The 24,471-nt window shown below is 41.5% G+C and carries 21 protein-coding genes; 7 read left to right on the forward strand and 14 right to left on the reverse strand.

The annotated features are described in order from the left end of the window. Nucleotides 1-15: 15 nt before the first annotated feature. The 7 genes from ACILP5_RS03755 to ACILP5_RS03785 are packed head-to-tail and all read right to left on the reverse strand — an operon-like array spanning nt 16 to nt 9,078. Entirely contained in the window at nt 16-1,080 is a 1,065-nt protein-coding gene (locus ACILP5_RS03755; protein ID WP_395617323.1) for a serine hydrolase domain-containing protein, read from the reverse strand. A gap of 39 nt (nt 1,081-1,119) precedes the next feature. After that, nucleotides 1,120-2,268: a Gfo/Idh/MocA family protein gene (locus ACILP5_RS03760; RefSeq protein WP_395617324.1), complete on the reverse strand. Its 1,149-nt coding sequence runs from the start codon at nt 2,266-2,268 to the stop codon at nt 1,120-1,122. A gap of 14 nt (nt 2,269-2,282) precedes the next feature. Further along, on the reverse strand, nt 2,283-3,305 hold the full coding sequence (locus ACILP5_RS03765; protein ID WP_395617325.1) for a sugar phosphate isomerase/epimerase family protein: 1,023 nt from the start codon (nt 3,303-3,305) through the stop codon (nt 2,283-2,285). A 12-nt stretch (nt 3,306-3,317) separates the two neighbouring features. Next, on the reverse strand, nt 3,318-4,526 hold the full coding sequence (locus tag ACILP5_RS03770; RefSeq protein WP_395617326.1) for a class I mannose-6-phosphate isomerase: 1,209 nt from the start codon (nt 4,524-4,526) through the stop codon (nt 3,318-3,320). A gap of 3 nt (nt 4,527-4,529) precedes the next feature. Then, complete coding sequence (locus ACILP5_RS03775; protein WP_395617327.1) at nt 4,530-5,588, reverse strand: aldose 1-epimerase family protein; 1,059 nt, start codon at nt 5,586-5,588, stop codon at nt 4,530-4,532. An 11-nt stretch (nt 5,589-5,599) separates the two neighbouring features. Then, nucleotides 5,600-8,302 carry a c-type cytochrome gene (locus ACILP5_RS03780; protein ID WP_395617328.1) on the reverse strand — a complete coding sequence of 901 codons (2,703 nt, stop codon included), beginning with the start codon at nt 8,300-8,302 and terminating at the stop codon, nt 5,600-5,602. 2 nt (nt 8,303-8,304) lie between these two features. Next, nucleotides 8,305-9,078 carry a DUF1080 domain-containing protein gene (locus ACILP5_RS03785; RefSeq protein ID WP_395617329.1) on the reverse strand — a complete coding sequence of 258 codons (774 nt, stop codon included), beginning with the start codon at nt 9,076-9,078 and terminating at the stop codon, nt 8,305-8,307. A gap of 101 nt (nt 9,079-9,179) precedes the next feature. On the opposite strand from ACILP5_RS03785, the gene ACILP5_RS03790 reads away from it, so the two are divergent. Then, nucleotides 9,180-10,418, forward strand: a complete 1,239-nt coding sequence (locus tag ACILP5_RS03790) for a neutral/alkaline non-lysosomal ceramidase N-terminal domain-containing protein (protein ID WP_395617330.1) — start codon at nt 9,180-9,182, stop codon at nt 10,416-10,418. A gap of 20 nt (nt 10,419-10,438) precedes the next feature. Here ACILP5_RS03790 and ACILP5_RS03795 read toward each other — a convergent pair whose 3' ends face one another. Beyond that, nucleotides 10,439-10,942 carry a cupin gene (locus tag ACILP5_RS03795; RefSeq protein ID WP_395617331.1) on the reverse strand — a complete coding sequence of 168 codons (504 nt, stop codon included), beginning with the start codon at nt 10,940-10,942 and terminating at the stop codon, nt 10,439-10,441. 84 nt (nt 10,943-11,026) lie between these two features. Between ACILP5_RS03795 and ACILP5_RS03800 the strand changes: the two genes are divergently transcribed. The 3 genes from ACILP5_RS03800 to ACILP5_RS03810 are packed head-to-tail and all read left to right on the forward strand — an operon-like array spanning nt 11,027 to nt 13,915. After that, nucleotides 11,027-12,226 carry a glycosyltransferase family 87 protein gene (locus ACILP5_RS03800; RefSeq protein WP_395617332.1) on the forward strand — a complete coding sequence of 400 codons (1,200 nt, stop codon included), beginning with the start codon at nt 11,027-11,029 and terminating at the stop codon, nt 12,224-12,226. Next, nucleotides 12,210-13,133, forward strand: coding sequence for a glycosyltransferase family 2 protein (locus tag ACILP5_RS03805; RefSeq protein WP_395617333.1), 924 nt, complete (start codon nt 12,210-12,212; stop codon nt 13,131-13,133). The genes ACILP5_RS03800 and ACILP5_RS03805 overlap by 17 nt, the downstream gene beginning before the upstream one ends. Then, on the forward strand, nt 13,130-13,915 hold the full coding sequence (locus tag ACILP5_RS03810) for a polysaccharide deacetylase family protein (RefSeq protein WP_395617334.1): 786 nt from the start codon (nt 13,130-13,132) through the stop codon (nt 13,913-13,915). Before ACILP5_RS03805 ends, ACILP5_RS03810 begins: the two co-directional genes overlap by 4 nt. Before the next feature lie 60 nt (nt 13,916-13,975). Here the strand turns inward: ACILP5_RS03810 and ACILP5_RS03815 are convergent, their stop codons facing one another. Beyond that, the gene (locus tag ACILP5_RS03815; RefSeq protein WP_395617335.1) at nt 13,976-14,908 is read right to left on the reverse strand and encodes an alpha/beta hydrolase; all 933 of its coding nucleotides are present in this window, start codon (nt 14,906-14,908) and stop codon (nt 13,976-13,978) included. Between the two features lie 96 nt (nt 14,909-15,004). Between ACILP5_RS03815 and ACILP5_RS03820 the strand changes: the two genes are divergently transcribed. The 3 genes from ACILP5_RS03820 (at nt 15,005) to ACILP5_RS03830 (ending at nt 16,510) form a co-directional block, all read left to right on the forward strand. After that, nucleotides 15,005-15,292, forward strand: a complete 288-nt coding sequence (locus tag ACILP5_RS03820) for a hypothetical protein (protein ID WP_395617336.1) — start codon at nt 15,005-15,007, stop codon at nt 15,290-15,292. Between the two features lie 170 nt (nt 15,293-15,462). Beyond that, on the forward strand, nt 15,463-15,843 hold the full coding sequence (locus ACILP5_RS03825) for a helix-turn-helix domain-containing protein (protein ID WP_395617337.1): 381 nt from the start codon (nt 15,463-15,465) through the stop codon (nt 15,841-15,843). Then, complete coding sequence (locus ACILP5_RS03830; protein WP_395617338.1) at nt 15,824-16,510, forward strand: hypothetical protein; 687 nt, start codon at nt 15,824-15,826, stop codon at nt 16,508-16,510. Before ACILP5_RS03825 ends, ACILP5_RS03830 begins: the two co-directional genes overlap by 20 nt. Before the next feature lie 24 nt (nt 16,511-16,534). On the opposite strand, the gene kbl is transcribed toward ACILP5_RS03830, so the two are convergent. From kbl to ACILP5_RS03855, 5 genes are all read right to left on the reverse strand, one after another. After that, on the reverse strand, nt 16,535-17,731 hold the full coding sequence (gene kbl, locus ACILP5_RS03835; protein ID WP_395617339.1) for a glycine C-acetyltransferase: 1,197 nt from the start codon (nt 17,729-17,731) through the stop codon (nt 16,535-16,537). A gap of 7 nt (nt 17,732-17,738) precedes the next feature. Continuing rightward, complete coding sequence (locus ACILP5_RS03840) at nt 17,739-18,686, reverse strand: NAD-dependent epimerase/dehydratase family protein (protein WP_395617340.1); 948 nt, start codon at nt 18,684-18,686, stop codon at nt 17,739-17,741. A gap of 216 nt (nt 18,687-18,902) precedes the next feature. Further along, complete coding sequence (locus tag ACILP5_RS03845) at nt 18,903-19,643, reverse strand: hypothetical protein (protein ID WP_395617341.1); 741 nt, start codon at nt 19,641-19,643, stop codon at nt 18,903-18,905. Nucleotides 19,644-19,750: 107 nt separating this feature from the next. Then, entirely contained in the window at nt 19,751-21,340 is a 1,590-nt protein-coding gene (locus tag ACILP5_RS03850) for a beta-N-acetylhexosaminidase (RefSeq protein WP_395617342.1), read from the reverse strand. Between the two features lie 38 nt (nt 21,341-21,378). Next, entirely contained in the window at nt 21,379-24,369 is a 2,991-nt protein-coding gene (locus tag ACILP5_RS03855) for a PVC-type heme-binding CxxCH protein (protein WP_395617343.1), read from the reverse strand. Between the last annotated feature and the right edge of the window lie 102 nt (nt 24,370-24,471).

The raw sequence follows: 24,471 nt of genomic DNA on the forward strand, positions 1-24,471 counted from the left end.
AATCAAAATAAACATTTATTTAATCACCGCATTAATTTTCGCCCAAAGTTCATTGTCAAATCCTGATACAGCAAAATTTATATTTGTAGGGTCGGACGCTTCGCCCATTCGTACGATGACCATTTTTTTACTGGGAATGACATAAATCCGTTGGTCTTTTGCGCCCATGGCGGTGTACATATCAGCTGGGGCATTGGGAACTAAAAAACCTTGATTTACCTTTTGTTCTCCAGGTATGATAAAACTCGATTTTCCATTTAACCACCACAAATATCCATAAGAAGGATTGATGTTTTGCGAGGTAGATATACTTTCGATAAAGTAGGCTTCATTTAGAATCTGCTCGTTATTCCATTTGCCTTTGTTTAATGCCAAAAGCCCGAACCTCGCCATACTTTTTGTATTGCTTTGGTAAATGGTAAAGATTGTTCCAAAATTCCAGTAGCCTTCCATCCCAATTTTATTCTTCAATTTTTCATTAAAGTATGTCTCAAAGGATTTATTACTTGTGCTGCTTACTACCTCCGTCAATTTTTGAAATATATTACTGTAGGCCCACCTCGTTCCAGCATCTGCCACATAATTCAGGTTTGCTTTGATCATATATTGCTTCGTATCATCATTGCCCGCTGTCATATTCAGCAAATTCTTCACGGTAATTAAATTCTCTTTTGGTAATGGCATATTTGTCCAACCCGCGCCCAAGTAATCAGATACTTTTTTATTAATACTCAAAAGATTTTCCTGTTGTGCAATACCGATAGTAGAAGCGACTAATGTTTTCCCGGCACTATTCCACTCCCAGGTTGTTGTAGCATTATGGCCATTAAAATATTCTTCCATCACGATTCGCCCATTGACAAGCACCATAAATGATTTTGTCCCTTTTTGATTCAGGAAATCTTTCAATGGCTGAACTGCATTTTGATTCCAGCCTAAACTAGAAATGGATATAGTCTCCCACGAATTAGTAGATGGGAAATACATCGTATCAGGAACCGATGGTGTGATCTCGGCCTCCTTTTTTTTACAACTGCTTGACAATAACAAGATCATCAAGAAGTGGGCAAAAATTCTCATAGGTACTAGGGAAAAAGTCGAAAAGCCCTCAGCGAGTACTCAGGGCCATTCAACATGTGTATCTTTCCAAGACTTTGTATTGGCTGATTCGATCACGGCTTCGCAGACCCTTTGTGTCTGTAATGCATCTCTAAATGTAGGGGCACAAGGCTTATTTTCTCCTATTGCTTTTAAAAAGTCAGCCGCTTGATGAACAAAACTATGCTCATACCCAATAATTAAACCAGGAACCCACCATTTGTCCATGTAAGGTTGATTGCCATCTGTCACCAATATGGTTTTCCATCCCCGGGTTAATCCATCATCTGCATGATCAAACATTTCTAAGCGATTTAAATCATGTAAATCCCAACGCAAGGAAGCATGCTCCCCATTGATTTCAAACGTATATAGGGCCTTGTGACCACGCGCATACCGCGTAGATTCAAAAAGGCCTAAAGAGCCATTGTCAAAGTGGCAATGGAAAATACAGGCATCATCAATGCCTACTTTTTTCACGGCACCACTACTAACGTGAACCCGTTCTTTAATAAAGGTTTCGGTCATCGCAGACACGTCTGTAATGCCGCCATTCAACCACATAGCCGTGTCAATACAGTGAGCTAATAAATCCCCCGTCACCCCAGAACCGGCCGCATCCACATCCAATCGCCAAGTGCCAGCACCTCCTTGTGGTAAATCAGGCGAAATGGTCCAATCTTGAAGGAAATTAGCTCGGTAGTGAAATATGCGTCCCAGTTTTCCTGAATCGATGATTTGCTTAGCTAAGGTAACCGCAGGTAAACGTCGGTAATTATACCAAACGGTATTCGCCACGCCAGCTTTCTCAATCGCGGCAACCATTTGCTCTCCTTCTGCTAAGGTGCGAGACAAGGGTTTCTCGCATAAAATCATTTTTCCTGCGGCAGCAGCGGCAATCGCGATTTCAGCATGCGTATCATTTGGTGTACAAATGTCCACCGCATCAATATCATCTCGGGCAATTAATTTCCGCCAATCGGTTTCATAAGAAGCATATCCCCATTGTTCGGCAAAAGCTTTCACACTGGCTTCATTTCGCGAGCAGACCGCTTGCAAAAAGGGCTTGCAGGTCAACTCTGGGAAAAAGTTTTGGATACGATTATATCCGTTGGAATGGGTTCTACCCATAAATCCGGTGCCAATTAATCCAATTCTAATCTGTTTCATAGGTTATAGGTTTATTATGACCAACCATGTGCCTTACGCACGTCGATCATGGCCGCTAAAATATCATTCCAGGTCTGCTGTTGCTCCATTACGGAGTTGCTGAACATGCAGCCGTCCCAACAAATATGCTTGAACGCTTTGGTTAATTGTCCATCTGCATCTCTTAACCAGAAACCAGCATCTTCAGCAATGTTCAATTTGCCATTCGGATCCGTCGCTTGGCAGTGACGGCCCGTCTTATCATGACTTCCTGTGCCATGCACGGTTCCATCATTTTGAGCTACGTGAAAATCGATTGTCCAAGGGCGCAAAGCAGCAGTCAATTCTTTCAACGAAGCTTTCAAAATCTCGCGATTTTCCCAGTTATAATCTACGGGTAAAATGCGGTCATCAGGGCAATTATATCCCATCGTGTAGAGTAAGGTATGGGACATGTCCGCTTGGAATCCAATGTTAGGACGATCTACGGACTCTAAGGTCTGAATCATATTGCGCCAAGAGTGCATGCCTCCCCAACAAATTTCTCCTTCAGCAGCTAATTTTTCACCGAAATCAGCGGCGACGTCGCAGGCTCTTTGGAATGTATCCACAATTAACTTAGAATTTCCTTTCGGGTCTTTGGCCCAATCTGCTACTCCCGCAGCCGAATCTATCCGGACAATGCCATTAGGACGAATGCCTAAATGGCGCAATTCCGCACCTATTTCACACGTTTTGCGCACCATATCCACAAAGGTATCGCGGGCATCTTTATCCCCCATCGCATTACCTGCCCAAATAGGAGCGACTAAACTCCCAATTTCTAAGCCATGAGCGGCCACTTTATCTGCTAGGGCTTTGGCGCCATCTTTCCCACTTTCAATATCAAAGTGAGGAGGCAGCAAACCAATATCCACGCCATCAAACTTAACGCCATTAACTTCGGCGGCGGCTGTCATGGCAAGCATTTTATCAAGTGAAATAACGGGCTCAGAATCGGGGCCTTTGCCTACAATTCCTGGCCAAGTTGCATTGTGTAATTTAGGATACGTATTCATGTTTGAAATAGGTTATAATTTTAAATCTGGGTTAGCTGGGCCAAAATGTTTCAACATAACAATCGGGTCCGTAGACGAGTAATTCGTGATTTCAACACCGGCTTTTGCAGTAGCCTCAGTGACAAAAAATTCATCGTTAGTCAATTGTCCGTACCGAATCATGGCCGGGGTCTCGATATTCCAAACGCCCATTTTACCATGTCCTTGCATCATGATTAAACCATAGGCGGCGGCATCGGTAATGGTAACAGTTTGGCCTGGGAATACTGTTAATTCCTTCGCGCTGAACGCATCTGATCGGTAGCATACCCATTTTTCGGAGTATCCTTCTGCCGCCATTTCGGCCTCATCCCGCACAGGAATCGGTTGCATAAAGCGCGTTTCTAATAAATTCGGGTTCGTATTTAACTCCCAATCGATGACCTCCATCAATTGATCATAATTTCCTATTTCCTCTTTGGGAGTACCATTCCACAATAACTCCTCTGGAATTACGGCTTCATTAACCAGCGACTGATACATCGCAAAAACATCGGATGCTTTTTGTGGCTCATAGGTACACATACTGCCCGGTGCGTGCAACATCCCCGGAGGAACATCCCAACCCGTCCCAGGAATCAACGGAAACGCCTGAGAATACATCGTAATTTTGTTATCCCCTTTCGTGAAGTTCATCAAACACTCTTTGATTTGTTCCTTCGTCGTTCCAGGAGCAATGCCAAAGAACGTATACGGGAAATCCCCACCATGATTATTTAATTGCGGCGGGAAATAATAGGCCTCCGGCTTCCCCAATTGGCCTATTTTAGCCGCATGCTCATCATTGTGGTGAATGTGGTGCGGCAATGGCCCCATGTTATCAAAAAACTTCGAATACATCGGCCACGATTTGTATTCATTCCATAAACGATCACCAATGATTTCGCCTTTCAATTCTTCGATGACATCGATCAACAGAATCTGCTCTTCTTTCCCCCCTTCGGAATAAACAACGGCACTTAAGCCTTCGTTTTCTCCAGTCAATGGACCGTTTTTAGCCGGAGTCGTAGAAGATAACCAGCGCTCATCAATTCCACCTCGAACACCACCGAGCACATAATAATCATCTGGATGTAATTTTATTCTTCTACCAGGCACGCAAAAAGACCTGGGAACCCAAGTGGGCGCTAAACGTAAAATACCTTTTCCTTGCGCAAGCGCTTTAGCTGCATTATTGCTCATTTGTCATGGTGTTAAATGTTGTAAAAAATCTATATCCTCTTTTGACTTAGGTAAATTCGGTGCTAAAATAGTCAGCGTTAATGTTATCTCTTTTTTCTCCCCAGGCGCCAGACTCGTTAATGTGTTTGATTCTCGAGCGGCTTTTTGGCCAATGGGCGGGTTCGTGCCAGGTTCAATTCCTGTGACATATTCATGTTCAGCAAAATGGTGCCAGTTCGTCAAACAAGGTAATTCACGCTTATCAAATGTGATGCGCAGGCCTAGCTCTCTTTCTTTGTTCCAAAGTCCGCAATGAACTTTATGCTCTGCATCAGCCTCTGGATCAATGTAAATGACAGACTCTCCGCTTCCTTGATGAATTTCGAGTGGTGGCGGGCACTTTTTGATGTCCTTTACGCCTAGTAGTTGAGGATCTGAAGCGACGCGGTGCGTCCCCTTCCAGATAATATCCGTGCCTTCATCTACCAATGGCCAACCAAAATTAAAATGATACAAAAGCATCAGCGGCGCAGCGGTATTTCCTTCGTTACTTATCTCGTCATGGATTTGTAAAGCCGCTTCGCCCAATCTACCTGAAATGGTACGTTTAAGCGTGAGACAGGGCCCAAAAATTTTATGTTGGCGTATAATCCCCGTAATCGACATATCCAGCGAGCCAATACGTAAATCAGGTTGAACGATGGATACGATTTCAGCTGACAAATTTCCTATTTGACCATGAACTCCTCGGTCCCCCGTTTCGTCAGCTTCTGGACCACCCACATGATCAAGTCCACAGGTAGCCAGTAGGCCACCACCAAAAGTTCGTAGCCAATCAATCCCATGATTCGACATAGGCTGAGGGGCTGTGATACCCGCCGGGCTGATCCAAGCCAGGCTATGTTGGTTATAAAACGCCTCCGCAATGTCCATGGCACGATCAAGCACCACTTTATAACGGAAACCGGTTCCGGTATCAAACCAGGCAATTCGAACACCTCGACCTGCCCCATTATCTAAAACGGACGTTTCGATGCCTCCTAATTGCCTGTGATTCGCTATTTTACCGGTCCAATGTGACATGTTTATTGCGCTTACTTCTTTTTAAATACAGCATTACTCTCACTGCCACCCGCCATTAAATAGGCCATTAAGTCCTTTAATTCTTCGGCGTTTAGACTATTTATTAAACCGGGTAACATACTTGAAACCGGGGAGTATTTCAACGAAATGACATTTTTCTTCAAAATCTTCTCCACCTGATCCGGCGCATAAGGATTTTGAGAAACGTAATAGGCCATTTTATCCTGATTGGTTAATCGGCCTATCACCGAAGTGCCATTGCGCAGCATAAATTGTGTCGCGGCATATTGATCCGAAACGGTTTTGTTTGGATTGATGATGGCCTCTAACATATCTTTTTTCGAGAATCGCGTACCTAAATTCGTTAGATCTGGTCCTACGTTTCCGCCGCCTTCGCTTCCAATTGCATGGCAACGAACACAGGTGGTTGCAGCATACATCGATTTTCCGTTTTTGAAATCACGGTCTGTTAATGGAGCGTCAAATAAAGCTACCGCTTCCTCTAATTTCCATTGCTTACCTGGACCTTTCGGGCTATCGACATTCATCACATCATTCCCATTCGCAGATAATAAATCAGCGCCGCCTAATTTATCATAGTAAGTCCGCTTATTCTCAGCTACATTCTTCAAGGCTAATTTTCGTGCCCGATCAATGAACCCTACGTAACTGCGCCCACCAGAAAATTGGAATGAATTTTTAAACCACTTGAAATAACGCTCGTGTAATTCGGGAGTCCAATTATTTTTAGCGGCGGATAACATCGTTGCCATATAGGTTTGTTGGGCTGGCGGAATTTTCTCCAACATCTTCGCAATATCCGTTCCGTATTGCGGGTTACGCATAATTAAGTCCGCGGATGAAGTAGCAGATTCCACCCGGTATGCCGTTGCGCTAGCCGTATCCTTCGTTTCCATTATTTTTAAGGTCCGCTCTATTACTTTAGGCGCTTCTAATGGAATGAGTAGGCGACTTAATGCTCGATCCATATTCATGCGATTTGAAGGATATTTGGCATCAAACTTCGCAATAATTTTAGAGGCCATTGATGCATCAGGCATACCCAAACGCAACATTGCTAATTCATAGGCGCGCAACACATCTAGTGTTTGAGACTCCGTCAATGCTTTGTTATCAATCGCTAATAAAGCGGTGTAAATTCCTGATTTAAACTCGGGCTTGCTTTGACGAATCAGGCCGATAAGAGCTTGAGTTGCGGCAATCGGATCTTTTTCTGAGAGGGCTTTATCTTTCCACTCGGCAACAGGCTGGTGCTCTAAGGCCATGCGTGCTGCATACCGAATAAAACGGTCTGGGTGTTTTAAATATGGCCAGGCCATGGCCACAGCAGCAGGATTAGGACCTTGATGGAATTGCTCTATTTTGCGGCGTAATTCATTTAATGGATTAGGTGTACCCACAATTGTTTTAGCGGATGTTTCCTCCGGTCCCACGTAGGTTATGCGATATAAATCAGATTCAAGGCGACGACCACCTGTCAAGAAATACAAGTTGCCATCTGGGCCAATCACCCCGTCAGTTAAAGGCAAAGGAATGCCTGAAAATAACTCTTCCCGATCAGCCAAAAACGTAGAACCCGAAGGCTTTAATTTAATGATGTGTCCGATGCCAAATGTCCAGTCGAAAGCCAATAGGGATTTCTTGTATTTAGCGGGGAATTTAGCATCCCGTAAAGACAATAAACTGGTAGGCGATCCTTGACCAATATTTAACACCGGGGGCAGGTTATCGGGGTAGGTGGTGGACCATTTACTATTACCCGTTCTCCAGCCATACTCACTACCACTGGTTACATGGCAAATACGCGTAGGTCTGTACCAAGGTAAACCAAAATCCCACTCCATATCCGCATCATAGACGAATAAATCCCCTGTTTCATTAAAGGCAATATCAAATGCATTCCGATACCCCGCACTGATTAATTCCCATTTCTTTCCTTCTGGATCAATGTTTGCAATCCAACCACCTGGTGCATAACGATCGTTTGCATGCCCACGTGGATCTTTGATCAAAGGAAAAATATTGTCTTCTTGCCAATTTTTAGGCAAGCGATAGGCGTCCATTGGAGGGACATCGGTATGATTCCCGGAAATTAAATAAATCGATTTTTTATCAGGCGATAGAATAATGCTGTGCGGACCATGCTCGCCTTCGCCTACAAATTCTTTCATCAAAGTGATTTTGTCAAATTGATCATCCCCATCTAAATCTTGTACGCGATACAAACCACTACCTCTGGGAGTAAAGCTAGAACCAGGGCCACGAACCGCCCCCGGTTTAGTTACGCGCGCATTAACCATCACATACAAACTGTTGAATGCGTAAAGCATACCGTGCGCGTTTCCGATACCCAACGTATCCACGCCTTTGCCAAATTTTAATTTCTCAATTTGTGGTTTCACACTTGCTGCTCCTGCCGCAGGAATCGTTAAGCGATACAAACCGCCATATTGATCTGAGCAAATCATTCTGCCCTTATCATCAAATGTCATGGATACCCATGATCCGATGTTTTCATCTGATGGGCTAAGTAAATGTTCGAGTTTAAACCCCGGCTGTAATCGAATTTTATCCAATTTTGGATTAGTTCCTTCTACGCGGGCAGGCTCAATTTTAAACAAGCGGTTAAAGCCTAAACTCCCAAGGCTAAGCAACACGACACTGGCGATTAAATACTTACGGATTGCGTTCATTGTTATTTTAAATTTTTGATACGAATATTTTTAAACTCTACTTTCATGGGTGGCCCTACGTGTACTTGCACACCTAGCCAGCCAGAGGTTTTACCATTTACTTGATCTAAATCTGTCACGTCACTCATCAAAATACCGTTCACAAAATGTTGCAAACGCTTGCCTTTGATAACTAAGTGTACTTCATTCCAATCTTCGGATTTAATACTAGTTTTCAACGAATCTTTATTGCCTAAAGAGCCGGTAACTGTGCGGGGCAACCAAGCGTTATTTTGCGAAAACGCACGCAAATTTGTTTTCATCGCCGGGTCTGTTTGTTCATTCACAGATACAATTTCCCCTCGATAAGCCAAGGTTGTTCGACCCCTTTCTTCATAGTTTTGGCCCGTATATCTGATTTCGCCATCGATATCAGCTTGATATCCCTTTAGCGCAAATGGCAAATCGGGTAGCAATTCCTCCGAACGATAATTAATGCCTGTATTGCCCCCTTTTGAAATTTTAAACTCGGCTTTTAGCTCAAAGTCAGCGGGTTGGGCATCCCGATAAATTAAAAATGTATTACGTTTTAGTATGGTTTGAGGCGTGATTTCGCCAATGATACTCCCATTTTCTACCCGCCAGTAGGCAGGATCGCCGTCCCATCCCTGCAAGGATGTTCCGTTAAAAATGGATTTAAACCCCTTCTCTAGCTGTTTGTTCTGGCCAAAGCTGGGAGCTTGAATAGCCAGCAAAGACACAAACAGCCATATGAATTTATGGAGATTAGTTTTCATTTTTAATAGGTTTGGAATTTTAAATTAGTTTAAAAAGTTTGAAAAATGGTTTATTGGCAGGAATTTTTTCGCTAAAATTATACTTCAAATATGATCCTTATATGAAAAACAGATCAGTGCTTTTATTGATATTACTTATATCACACTTATCAGCTTCTGCCCATGATTTTTTTGCTGGCGCTGCCATAAGAACTATCAATCCTGAAAAGGATTCTTTATACCTAGCAGGAGGCAAACCTAATCGTCCATTTGTTGACGTACACGACAATCTTTATGTCAAAGCTTTGGTGCTAAGTAATAGCAAAAACAATATCACTCTACTTACCTTCGATTGCATCGGATTATTGTATCCTCAATTACAAGAAATCCGAGCTAGAATTAAATCCGAACTACCTTCAATTGATCCTGAGCACATTGTTATGTCCTCCACACATACCCATTCTGGCCCGGATGTGGTGGGGATTTGGGGTAAAGATTTAGCGCATTCTGGCGTTGTGGATAAACATATGAAGCTCATTGTTAATAGGGCTGTAGAAGCTATCAAGGAAGCTTTTAATGCCAAAAAGCCGGCAACTATATCCTATGGAAACGGTTCTTTTGGCGAGGATTGGGTAAAGAATATTTCAGAGCCTGGTGAGCTGGATAGGTCGGTAAGCGTCATTAAGTTCAGCGACCTGAATGGAAAGAATATCGCTACGCTGACTAATTTTGCCTGCCATCCTACGATCATGGACGACACTAGCACGGCGGCAAGTTCGGATTATGTTTGGGGATATTACACCTATTTAGATGCGGCACAAGGTGGGGTGAATATGTTCCTGCAAGGCGCAATAGGGGGATGGGTTCAACCAGAAGGCGTTCCTCATACCTACGATCAAGCAAAGTATTATGGAACGTCATTAGGCAAATATGTTTTCGAATTGCCTAAAGGCAAGAACACGAGCAAAAACTTAAGCTTTGCTTCTGCTAAAGTGGACTTCCCATTAGCGAATCCAGGGTTTCAAATGTTGTCCAAATCGGGGATCATTAAAAGAAACTTCGGAAAAAAGGTGAGTTCGGAGATAGCTGTTTTTAGTATCGGCGATGCTTATTTTGCTACTCATCCTGGTGAAACTAGTCCAGCACTAAGTCTTGCCACAAAGAAATTGATGAACAACAAGGGTCCTAAATTTGTCCTAGGTTTATCACAGGACGCATTAGGTTATATCGTTAAACCAAGCTTTTTTGATTCAAGTAAGAATATTCCTCACAGTAAATATTTGACAGGGATGAGTATAGGGCCAGAAACGATGGATATCATTTATTCTACCTTGAATGCGCTGGTTAAAGGCATTAAATGACCCACTTTGTACTATTTCTTTTAATGCCAAAACTCAAATAGCGGACCATTATCTCCAAAAATCGGATCTTTCTCTGGAAGTGGAATATTCGCGATTTCTGCTAAAATAGATGGGCTATTTTCCTTTTTCAAACTGAACTTTAAGTTCCAATCTGCGCCATTCGGATAGCCTCCCACAAATTGATAATCCCCGGAATTGTCTACCGAAAAATGCCCTACTCCGGCGGGTAAGATGATCACATCCCCCTGTTCCACGTTGACAATTTCACCTTTTATTCCGCCTAGCATTAAGCGCGATTGCCCACTTTTTAGACCCAAAACTTCATGCGTGTTGCTATGAAAATGGTCCTCAGTTAATATGATGTCGTGCCAATTATTTGTCCATCCATTTTGTGAAAATGTAGATTCTAAATTTTTATCTGTTAAGTATTGAAGGGCATTTTTGTAAATAATTACCGGGAGAATATTGTTCGGAATATCTCCATCATTGTCGAAATAATAAGTGATAATGTTTTCTTTGTTCATGGTTTATATAAGGATTATTTATCATGAAATTTCGCTAAATAATCAATCTAAATTAATATTAATAATACCTTTGTCCTTTGTCATATGCAGGAATCAGGAAAAAATATTTTTGATTTTGGTAGAAAGCCAAATTTTGTGACCATTCTATGGTTCATAGCACCCCTCATTGCAGTCCTTGTATTAATTAGCCGAGGGGAATTGCACATCAATAATTATTTGATATTCAAAAATGTATTTTGGCATTCTGTTCATGAGCAACACCTTTATCAATTATACCCAACAGAATATTCTGATAAAAATCACTACGGGCCATTTTTCAGTATTTTAATTGCCCCTTTTGCCTTGCTTCCTACTTATATGGGGGTCACTTTTTGGGCAATGGCAAACGCATGGATCTTATTTTATGCAATTCAGAAATTACCTCTCACGTCTTGGGCCAAAAACGTCATTCTGTTAATTAGTTTAATTGAAACATTGACTTCGATTCAAAATGTACAATTCAACCCTATGCTTTGCAGCTGGGTTATTTTAACCTATGTGTTTATCAAGGAGGAAAAATTAGGCCTGGCAGCGATGTTAATCGTGGCTGGAACCTTGATTAAATTATACGGGATTGTGGGTATTTTATTTATCTTTTTCACAAAAAAGCCCAAGAAATTAATAGCCTATTTATTCTTATGGGGAGCCGTATTTTTTTGTTTACCCATGCTTATTTCAAGTCCCGAATTTGTGTTAAAGTCGTATGTTGATTGGTACCATGTTTTGATGGAAAAAAACCTACAAAACATTTCTTCCTACCAAAATATTGGAATGACTGACATTTCTGCCATGGGATTCGTAAGAAGAGTTAGCGGAATGCATGATTTATCTAATTTGTTTTTTATTCTTCCTGCAGGCCTTTTAATGCTTTTGCCTTTAGTGAGAATTTCAAAATGGCCTGAAGTTTCTTTTCAATTAAGTTATCTAGCACAAGGCTTAATAGGAGTAGTTATTTTTAGCACCTCCGCAGAATCCCCTACGTATGTCATTGCCGTAGTAGGGTTTGCTATTTGGTATGTTTTGTACGCGCCTACGCATAGCAAGTGGATGTATTTTTTACTGTTATTTGTTTTAGTATTTACGGTTTTATCTCCTACTGATATTTTCCCTAGATATATACGCCTTGAATATGTCATCCGATATTCTTTAAAAGCATTGCCTTGTTTTTTGGCGTGGTTGATCATTACCTACCAATTGCTTGTTTCTAACTTTGAAAAAAAGAGCCCACATGCAAACGAAGCTTGAAATCATTTTGCCAGCTCATAACGAGGAGGGGAATATTCGTCCCATTTATGATGCAATTTTGCAGGTGCTAAGGGCCACAAATTATAGGTACACGATTTTATTTGTGGATGACGGAAGTACAGATGATACGCTTTCCAGAATAAAAGAATTGGCTAACGAAGATTCTAAAGTAAAGTACATTGAACTTTCTCGGAATTTTGGCCATCAAAATGCCATCAAAGCAGGACTAGACTCTACACATGCGGATGTGGTTGTTATGATGGATTGTGACTTACAACACCCCCCCAGCTTACTAAATGAGCTTCTAAATAAATACGAACAAGGCTATGATATTGTTCGGACGATACGTATTGAAAATGAAACTGCAGGGTTTTTAAAGAGGAAGGCATCTAATCTTTTTTATCAATTTCTTAACCAATTATCCGATATAACATTAGAACAAGGTTCTGCAGATTTTCGATTAATTAGTGGCAAAGCAATCGATTATTTAAGAGCATTTAATGAGTATGATTTATTCTATCGAGGCCTAGTAAAATGGATTGGTTTTAAACAGATTAGTTTAGCGTACCAACCTGAGCAAAGGCTTAGCGGGGAGACCAAGTATTCGATTAAAAAGATGATCAGCTTTGGGCTAAAAGGATTTACTTCTTTTAGTACGAAACCTTTATATTTTGCCGCCTACCTCGGGATGATTTTCTCTTTGTTGTCGACCTTATCTATACCCTATATTATCCATGCTTTTTATACAGGCTCCCAAGTGCCAGGGTGGGCATCTGTGATTGCGGCGATTGTTTTTTTTGGTGGATTAAACCTGATGATTTTGGGTATTATTGGGGTTTACTTGAGTAAATTATTTACCCAAAGTAAAAGTAGGCCACACTATATTATCAAAGGATCTAATTTATGATTCCTAAAATCTTATTGAGCTTTGATGTAGAAGAATTCGACATGCCATTAGAGTATGGTTATTCTATTTCGCCTGAACAACAAATGCAAGTGGGCAAATTAGGCTTAGATAAAATAATGCCTACCTTGTTAGAAGCTAACATCCAAGCAACGTTATTTACTACAGCAAATTTTGCGAATCAGTACCCTGAAACCATCAAGCAATTATCACTGAAACACGAGATCGCCTCTCATACATTTTATCATTCCTCTTATACCACGGCGGACTTGAGACGTTCGCGTGAACGATTATCTGAAATTATTGAGAAGGAAGTGGTGGGTTTAAGAATGCCCCGTATGAAGCAAGTTCCGGTCGCAGATATCATTAACGCCGGGTATGGCTATGATGCGTCTATTCACCCTACTTGGATTCCAGGAAGGTATAATAACTTACATCTACCCCGAAATCCTTACCTGGAGGAAGGGCTTTGTAGGGTACCTGCTTCGGTTAGCACGTTTTGTCGAATCCCTCTTTTTTGGCTTAGTTTTAAAAACTTTCCTTATTCTTTATATCTAAATCTCGCAATACATTCCTTGAAAAAAGAAGGCTTTCTAAGTTTGTATTTTCATCCTTGGGAATTTGTTGATATTCAATCCTTTGGATTGCCTAAATATACCATAAAGGGGGGCCAATCAGTGCTTTTTGAAAGATTGAATCAATTGATTAGCGACCTTAAACCGCATGGGGAATTTATTTCCCATCAAGAGTTTGTTTCGATTAGATCTAAACACTCGGGGGGGTAACAAGTAATAACAATTGCTTTTAGGTTTAGTGGGATTTATGATCTGCTACCTTTTTCTGTTCTACATAAACTTATTCACCTCTAACCAGTGTATAAACGCATCAAACCATTTATTGCTCGTGCGATTCGGATTACCAAGTCCAAAGCCGTGTCCACCGTTTTGGTATAAGTGAAACTCTACCGGTCTTTTCGCTTTGAACCATGAGTCAATCACCCCAAACTGGGAGTTGAACAAAAAGTCATCAGAGGCAATCACATTAAACATGGGCGGGGCATCTGCTGGAACTTTCACGGGGCCCATGCCTCCATAAATGGGGCCAATAAACGCAAGTTTCATGGTTTTAGAATTAAGCGTAGCATGCATAGTCAATCCTGCTCCGGCAGAAAATCCAATCATTCCGATTCGCTTCGTATCAATGCCCCATGTTGTAGCATTTTTAACAATCATGGCGTAGGCTGCTTCTGCATCTTCAAGCTGATTCGATAAATCCATTTGGGCCATAGGATTCGTATTTTTAGGAGCCTCATCCGTTTTTTGTGAAGCCGAACCTGGTGCAGGCGCCGGAGCCGGAGCCGGACGTGGGCGGTTCATCCAAGCGGTAAAATCTTCTAGCTTTTCAGCTGTGGGAAATAGTCGGTATTTTAGAACGAAGGCGGTGATACCCTTTTTGGCAAGCGCCTCAGCTACTTCCCAGCCCTCATTCCCCATCGAAAGCCAACGATATCCTCCACCCGGAGCTACAATGACAACGGCCCCATTAGCCTTCCCTTTTTCAGGGAAAAAGGGCGTTAAGGTTGCCTTCGAAATGTTTCTAGCCATAGGGTCCCCCCATTGTTTGAACCACGTTTCTGGCGCCGGCTGATCCTTTACAGACCCAGTATTTAGAGGAATGGCATTAGGTTCTTTAGGCGCTTCAAGCGGATAAATTGTTCCATCTTGCGCGATGGTGGAGAATGCTAGACCGGTTAGAAGGGCAAACAATAGCTTTTTCATAGTTTTCAGAGGTTTAGATGGACAAGATAAATAATATGATTATTGGTTTTGTAAGGGCTTATCCTTTTATTTGACAATCAAACCAAAAAACGCATAATGAATCTAGGAAAAATTGTATCATGGAGCTTTTTCATCAGCTTAGTTCTGTCGCTGGTAGGGGCGTTCATGAAGATATTACATTTACCTGGTGCGGAAGAACTTTTGATAGTGTCAGTGGTGTCGAATGGGGTCTTTGTTGTATCTGCTTTAACAGAAGTATGGCGCTCTATAAGAATCGATAAAAACGAGAAAATCATGTGGACTATCGCCTTTGTTTTTATGGGATTCTTAGGGGCAATAGCAGGGATTGTTTATTTATTGTTGGGAAGAAAACGAATAGTATAATTATAATTTTATGAATGAATTTTTGAAAAAGTATCGAAATGAAGTTATTGTGGGTGTTCTCGTATTTCTATTCTTGATTTTTAGAGATGTAATTAAGTCAGTATTTTAAATGTCGCCTAAATGACGCATTGCTGTCATTTATTAGTAAAAAGTAACGATCATATTTGCAAATGGATTTTGGTGCCAGAGTTAAAGAAATTAGAACAAGTTTTAATTATTCTCAAAAGCAACTTTCTGAACAGACCGGTCTAACGCTCAGAACAATTCAACGAATTGAGAACAATGAAGTTAAACCAAGTCTTCATTCATTGAAGGTGATAGGAGAGGCTTTGAAAACAGATTTGTCCGAGTACTCTATAGTGGCTGGCACAAAACCCTATGAGTTTAATTTCACCATTAAAATCACGGATATGAATCAATTTATCAATGACTTAAAGACATTAGTAAAAAACAATTGGAAGGTAATCCTATGGATTATTTTAGTAACTTTTTTAATTTCTAATTACGATCAAATTAAAGCCGGGATTATCGATGGCTGGAATAATAAGTAATGGAATGAATGACTTTTATAACCAGTCCAAAGCCTTAGTCTGGATCGAATCCATCTTATTTCTTTTGGCTGGTTTTTTTCTGGCTGTTTTGATCATCGAAATAGGCTATGATCAACCGCTCTACTATTTAGCCTTTGTTTTATACGTTCCGATTAGCCAATTTTTATATACCCCTTTGTTTACTTTGACGGGCGGCTATACGTATTATTCCCCCATTCTTTTAGGCTATATGGCGAATGAAAAGCAAATAGATTTACATAGTGGGACGGGCTTTGACCATTTATTTGTTTTGCGGAAAATTAAGCCAGGTGTTGAATTAAGAAATAGGCTGCTCGCGTACCATTTGGAAGGATTACTTCAGCTAATTTCACAAATTGAAAATAAGCAGATTCCGGAGTCAGTTACGATTGTGGGTACGTCGTATTTTTTCAATGATAGGACGCTCCATAAATTAGGGTTCCAAATAGAAAAAGCCTCTACCTTCTATAGAGTAAACCTCTTCCTTAACTTCATCGATTTAACGTGGATGTATTCTTTATCGCGCGGGAAGTTCTCCATCCCCTCTTTGTGGGACGCTAAAAAAGCGAGTATTCAAGGCAGTGCTTTGGTTGCACAGAAACATAATTTAGCTGCGCTTTACGGTAAATTGAACACAAAAAAGGGCTGAAATGTCAGCCCTTTTGAAAATTGGTTAGGCAATTACTCCTAGTTCTTTTCCTACCTCCGTAAAGGCAGCTATCGCGTGATCTAATTGTTCCCGGGTATGGGCAGCTGAGATTTGGACGCGTATTCTGGCTTGGCCTTTGGCCACTACCGGATAATAAAATCCAATCACGTAAATTCCTTTTTCTAAGAGTTTTTCCGCCATTTTTTGGGAGATAACCGCATCATATAACATGATAGGGACAATCGGGTGTTCACCTGGTTTTACATCGAAACCAGCAGCAACAATTCGCTCCCGGAAATACGCCGTATTTTCCTCCAGCTTATCGCGCAATTCGGTTGTTTTTGATAAGATATCAAATACAGCAATCGATGCACCAGTAATGGATGGAGCTAATGTATTTGAAAACAAATAAGGTCTAGATCGCTGTCTTAACAAGTCGATGATTTCCTTGCGTCCGGAGGTAAATCCGCCTGACGCACCGCCTAAGGCTTTTCCTAAGGTACCGGTAATGATATCAATTTTGCCCATTACCCCTTTTAGTTCGTGCACGCCACGTCCCGTTTTTCCCATAAAGCCAGAGGAGTGACACTCGTCGATCATTATTAAGGCTTCATACTTTTCAGCTAAAGCCACGATTTTATCTAATTGTGCAATGGTGCCATCCATAGAAAAAACGCTGTCTGTGACAATCATTTTTTGGACTGCCCCATCCGCAATCGCTTGCTTTAATTTAGCCTCTAAATCGTCCATCGAATTGTGCTCATAACGATAGCGCATCGATTTACACAATCGGATCCCATCAATGATGGAGGCGTGGTTCAACGCATCAGAAATAATGGCATCTTTTTCCCCTAACAAAGGCTCAAAAACGCCCCCGTTTGCATCAAAAGCCGCAGCATATAGGATCGTATCTTCGGTACCTAAAAAGGTGGAAATCTTCTGCTCTAGTGTTTTATGAATATCCTGTGTTCCACAAATAAAGCGAACAGAAGATAAGCCAAAACCATGCGTATCAATCGCCTCTTTTGCCGCCTGAATGACCGCTGGATGTGAAGAGAGCCCCAGGTAGTTATTCGCACAAAAATTATACACTTTTTCGCCGCCTTGAATCGTAATTTCTGCCGCTTGAGGTGAGGTGATGACGCGCTCTTTTTTATATAGTCCAGCCTCTTTGATAGACTCAATCTCTTTCGTGATGAATGATTTATATTGATTGTACATGGCTCGTTTACTTTAAATTTTGAGGTAATTTAGTTAAAATTTCTGTGGTCATTTTTGGAAGATCATATAGCGCTTTCCATCCCCAGTCGTTTCGAGCACAGTCATCATTGATACTTGAAGGCCACGAATCAGCAATTTTTTGTCTGAAATCTGGTGCGTAAGTAAGGCTAAATTCGGGATAGTGAGAACGAATGCTTTCTGCTATTTCTTTAGGCGAAAAACTCATTCCTGCTAGATTATAGCTAGTTCTGATTTGGATGTTAGAAGCCGGAGCAGCCATTAATTGTAAGGTAGCTTGAACAGCATCCTCCATGTACATCATGGGAAGGGCTGTGTCCTCTTTCAGGAAGCAGGTAAATGGTTCCTTGTTTACGGCTTTGTAATAAATATCGACAGCATAATCGGTTGTGCCACCACCGGGCAATGATTTATAGCCTATCAGTCCTGGAAAACGTAGACTTCTCACGTCTACACCGTAGGTATTGAAATAATATTCACACCAATGTTCGCCGGCTAGTTTAGAAATGCCATACACCGTGGTGGGATTTTTAAAGGCGTCTTGCGGGGTGTTTGATTTAGGGGAATTTGGACCAAAAACAGCAATAGAACTAGGCCAAAAGACTTTATCTAGCTTCATTTCTTTCGCTAAATCCAATACATTTAATAAGCCTTGCATATTAATATCCCAGGCCTGAACGGGATTTTTCTCCCCATTAGCGGAAAGAATCGCAGCTAAATGATAGACCTGCGTAATCTTTTCTTCTTGTATCAAATTCGCGATAGCGTCTTTGTCTAATACATCAAGGGTTTTAAAGCGGCAATAGGCAAATTTAGATTTTACACTTTCCTGAAAATCTGTTGCAATGACCGCATCGCTACCGTGTGTATTGACTAAGGCTTTGGTGAGCTCGGATCCAAGTTGGCCGCCCGCACCAATCACCAATAGTTTATTCATTTATAGTTTGTTTGTTGATAAGTGTATAAAATTACCAATGTTGATTTAAATTGGCTACTACTAATTCAAAAACTATTTCAGTTTTGCCTGCCAATTCCTAAATATAATGACAGGCCATCCTAATATCACTGTAACCCGTAGAGGCAATTTAAAATGGGGTAAATAGAAAAAGGGGCCCAATTGACCCCTTTTCCTATTTTAATATCCAATAAGTATTTACTTACTAGTTAATCTTTTATTTAATGTCATCATAAAACGATCGGTTCTAGTCCATCCATTAGCAAAAATTACACCGTCTTTTTCCCAAGCACCTTTACCATAAACTTCATCCCAAGCAACCGCAAAATCTGAATCTTTTGCATCATCTAAATCTTTCCATCCATTAGGCAAATATCTAACGATATAATATCTAGTTTCCCCCGTAAATGTCACCCAAATTCCTATTTTTCTACCTAGTTTATTCCAAATTTTTGGCATTTTTAGTAATACATCATTAAACGCTTTGGAACTATTGGTAACCGTCCATTCTGTGTTTACAAATTTTTCAGCCTTTTCGTCCGCGCCGATGTTAGACATTTCAGGTTTAAAGACTAAAATATCACTGGTCATACTTTCAATATGGGGCGCAATAGTTGTGTTCCAATTTTCACCCCATCTTATATTATCAATAGTAGAGGGAGTTACCACATCTCTATCAGCAAAGCTTTTCCCTACATTATTTAAAAACAATTGTTCGCCGTGGTGTTTACCTCCGGTAATATTGTATCCGTAAACTTGGGGTTTACCGTCTTTTGCCGGAAAAAATTTAGTTAAAAATGTTTCGGTCGCATCAACAAAAGAGTTAGAATGGCCCACTTTAACTTTCCAAAAAGCGGAATTCATGGTATTTGTTTTTTGTTGAGCGAATGGCGCAAAGCTTACTAAAGTCAATGCAACCAGTAATAATTGTTTTTTCATTTTTTTACAGGTTTTAGAGTGAAAAACTTATCAAATATAAGTATCATTTTGAAACCTAAAATAAAATCATATTATTTTTTCAACAAATTTATCTAACAAAAGAGCCTCTACGGTTGGCTTAAAAATGCTTTCGAATAATTGATTTTCAGTGCATCCATGGCTGGCAAATGGCCGGTCAAGCGCTTTTTGAAATCCGCATAGTTTTTGGATTCTTTTGCAGACCACGCTATTTCGGAAAGCGCTAATGCACGGGGATAGGTCATGTATTCAGCGTAAGCAATATTGCTAATGTATTCCGTCCAAACATTCGCTTGGATACCGACCACATGCTTGGCTTCTTCTACCGTTAATTCTGGAAGATTCGGTTCAAATGAATAACTTTTACTCAATGGCAACAAGCCACCAATAGCTAGGGGCTCCGTTTTGGGATCTGCTTGGTAGTAATCCAAATAGAAATACGAATTAGGCGACATCACCACATCGTGGTTTTGCTTCGCAGCTTCTACGCCCCCCGCTGTTCCGCGCCACGACATCACCATGGCGTTAGGCGAAAGGCCACCTTCTAGGATCTCGTCCCAGCCAAGTAATTTTTTGCCTTTTGAGGTGACGAATTTATCGATGCGACGAATAAAATAACTCTGTAATTCATGCTCATCTTTCAGGCCTAATTTCTTCATTAAATCTTGGCAGAACTTACTTTCCTTCCATTGGGTTTTGGGACACTCATCTCCACCGATGTGTATGTATTGACCCGGGAAAAGAGCCATGACTTCTGTTAGCACATCTTCCAAAAACGTAAATGTTTCTTCCCGCGGAAACAATACATCTTCCGATACGCCCCACTTTGTTTTCACTTGATAAAGTTTGTCGGCATTCGCCCCGAACTGCGGATAAGCAGCCAATACCGCCTGAGAATGTCCCGGCATTTCAATTTCCGGAATCACCTCGATGTATTTTTTAGCGGCATAGGCCACAATGTCTTTTACTTCTTCCTGGGTGTAAAATCCACCATGCGGTTTGCCGTCATATTTTTGGTCCTTATAATGACCTAACATACTTTCCTTGCGAACAGAGGAAATGGAGGTCAACAATGGATACTTTTTGATTTCAATGCGCCAGCCTTGATCTTCGGTTAAGTGCCAATGAAATGTATTCATTTTATAAATGGCCATTAGATCGATGAAGCGCTTCACCGATGCCACCGGAAAGTAATAGCGGCCCACATCTAACATCAACCCGCGGTAAGAAAAGCGAGGCTCATCCTTTATTAGAACGTTTGGAATTGAAATACCTCCCGCCAAAGGCGATCCAGCATAAACTTGTGCAGGCATCAATTGCAACAAGGTTTGCAAAGCATAAAATGCGCCCTTGCCCGTTTTTGCTTGAATGCTGATTTTAGAAGAATTGACGGAAAGCGTATATGCCTCTTCGCCTAACATGTTGTTTTGCGAAAATTGAATTGACGCTGATTTAGCTGACTTTAATGTTATTGGATATCCGCTGGCCCCTTGAAGATACTCCTGCAATAAATTCGCTACGGGAGCAAAATCGGCATGTGAAAAACCAATGGTCGTCGACTTTTTGACGGTAAATTGGCCGGTAGAAGGTGTAACTTCTTTAGGCAAAGGAATGAGGTTGTAGGTGTTTTGTGCGAGTCCTGCGAACGAGACAAAAACGAGAAGAGAGAGAATTTTCATAGGAGATTGAATAGGGTTGACACTGAAGCGGGTTTAGATTATTTTTTAATGTATGCCAATAAATCTGCCATCGCTTGCACGCTGATGTTTGCCTCTAGCCCATTCGGCATGGCTGAAACACGCAAGTCTTTTTTCGATTTTATGGTGGATTTGGAAACGTTTTGAATGGCGCCTCCCATTAGTTTTAGCGCGATGGTTTGATCATTCTCCGAAGTAATGATGCCGTTTAGTCGCGTACCATTCTTTAATTCTATGTCCCATTGGCCATATTTATCGGCAATGGAATTGTTTGGATTAATGATCTCTGTAATGATCGAAAGTGCGTTTCTACTCTTCAGCGTATTTAAATTAGGGCCAAAATCTACTCCTTTTAAATTTTTGATGGCATGACACGAAGTGCAATTTGCCTCAAAGACTTTTTGGCCCATCGCCACATTTCCATTCTTCTCCGCCGCTGGCAGGTAATTTTGCAAAATAGCCTTTCGATCTTCTGCAATCGCTAAGACCGAACGCGCTAAACTTCTAATCCCCGTATCGTAATAATTCATGAGTCCCACAATTTGGGGCCACTCTAAATCGGAGCGTTTGATATTGTTTTTCTTTACCTCTTGGAGTAAGGCGGTCACTTGATTTTCATGCTCCAGTAAATACGCAATCCAAGCTTTTTTTACCGGAACTGATAGCGAAGGATAATAGGCATTTATCTTTTGTAAATCGGTCTTAGCTAGGGTATTTGGTAAGGATTCGATGGCGCCTAATTGTAAGTGAACTGGGCTTTTCGAAGAGAGGTATTGGATTAATGAGGCTTGGGTTTTTGCGTCTCCACGCAAGGCTAACAGCGACAAGGCATCTCGCTGAAATTGGGCATCTTTTGATTGGCTAAATCGCTGCTCCACGCGCGCGAATTGGGTCGCGTTTTTAGGAAGCCCGAGGGATTTGAATAGCGAAAGAATAGAGGTGCGCAGTTCAGGTTGGTTTGTTTGCATGAACGATGCCAACAGCGCCTCTTTTTGTTTTTCTTCTAGCGGGAAAGGCACGCCTGCTTCTTTGATGAGCGTCGCAACGCCATACCAAATAGCAGCTTGCCACCAGTCATTCGAAGGATTTTGGTCGATGGCCAAAGATAGGAATGCGGGATCCCCTTTCTTAACCAGGGTCGCTGCGAGGTAACTGAAAAAGGTCGATTTCCCCTTTGATGGACTCATGCCTAATGTCTGAATGGAGGATTTTAGTAATGCCTCCTCCGTATCTTGTGAGGCGGCAATCGCTGCAATTCCAGCCCATTGATCTTCTATATCTTTAGCTAAAATTTTAGCCCGCAAAGTGGCGGAATTAGGTAAATGTAAATAGCTCGACGAACATAACCACTGGAATCGAACGCGCGCAGACGGGTCATCTGCTAGGCCTATTAGCTGTTTCTGTAAGTCGGCATTTTTCGCAAAGCCGGGTTTATCGATAAGCCTATCGGCCACCTGCAAGGCATTTTCGCGCATACCCTCGGTGGAAGAACCCAGTGCATTCGCTAGATCTTTGGCATCCACCATACCCCAATCATGCAATAACCAAAGCGCCTGTACCGCCCCTAATTTTTGATCTCTATCAATAATTTTCTTTAGTTGTGGCGTCACGGATTTGTCTTTCCGGTCAAACAATAAACGTTGCGCAGTCCGACGGTACCAGCCGTTTTCATGGGTTAGTAGTTCAGCAAGATCCTCGGAAGATTTAGTAGATAACTTCACGGATTTCATCCAATCCATCGCCTTTGCTCCTTTTTTCGTGATGCGGTAAATGCGGCCTTTAGTCGAGCCATTGTACAAGGCCCCACTTTTGTTTACCTCCTCCGACATCCACTCTGGATGCTCCACTAATTGTCGGTAATAATCCACCACATACATAGCTCCGTCTGGTCCTACGTAAAAATTAACGGGTCTAAACCAAGGATCTTTTGAAGCCAAAAATTCCTTTTTCTCCACCAAGCGTTTCCCTTTAAATGTCGCACCATGGGATTCAATAATATCGGCATGAACCAAATTATGTACCGGCTCTCCCACGAACGTAACCTGATTATAGTTTTTGCCAAAAGCCCCACCATCATACCACGTAATACCACAACTAGAAGTCACCACCCCCACATCTGTTAATAATTGATGATTCGGACTCTCAGAAATAGGATAGATTTCACATGCATTGCCATGGTCTGGAATTTTTTCCATCGCTTCTGCAATGACTAGGTTTTTGTTTGCATTGACATAGCGTGCATCGATAACCTCATGGAATAAATGATTCGCGTTGTCGGTGTAAAACCGTCGGCCCCAAGGATCCGTCGTGTGCCCATATTGTGTTTCACCCGAGAGTGATTCGATCTGATAGGAATCAGGTTTAAACCGAACGTTTCGTCCGTTTCCATTTTTGGGTAAAAATGCGGTATTGGGTTTGTTGGGGAACGTAATTTCTTTTCCTTTATCCCCAAAAATATCTTCATACGTAAAGGAGTTGATCGCTCCCGAATGACCTAAGTAAATCCAGTTATCTATCCCGAATTTCGGGGTATTCATGTTATGCTGGGGATTTGATAAAGAAAATCCGGTCAGAACGACCTCTCTTTTATCCGCCTTCTGATCCCCATCGGTATCCTCGAAATAGAGGATATTAGGTGAGTCGGCTACAAGGATTCCTTTTTTCCAGCGCATAAGACCCATGGGAAGCGTAAGGCTGTCCGCAAAGACGATGCTTTTGTCTGGATAGCCATCGTCATTGGTATCAATAAGTTTTCGTATTTGACCCTTTTTGCTGAGGTCTAAGGGGTAGCCCGGCATTTCGGCTACGTACCAATTGCCATCTTCGTCGATTTCCATAGCCACGGGATCTTCCACTAGAGGCTCTGCTGCGACAAGCTCCAATTCAAATCCGTCCAACACCTGAATGGATTGCAAGGCTTTTTGTAATTCAGGCGTATTGGCTAGATTAGGTCGCTGTTTTTCTTGGCAACCTAGAAAGAGCAAACTAATACCTAGAATTAATTTTTTCATTTTGAAAATTACTAAAAATCTATTGAAACTTCAATTCGACACCTTGCTACCTCATTAAATTTTATTAGCTTAGCCTCAGCGTGTTACAGCGAATAGATATTA

The organism is Aquirufa sp. (assembly GCF_044239315.1).
In the GTDB taxonomy this organism is placed as follows: domain Bacteria; phylum Bacteroidota; class Bacteroidia; order Cytophagales; family Spirosomataceae; genus Aquirufa.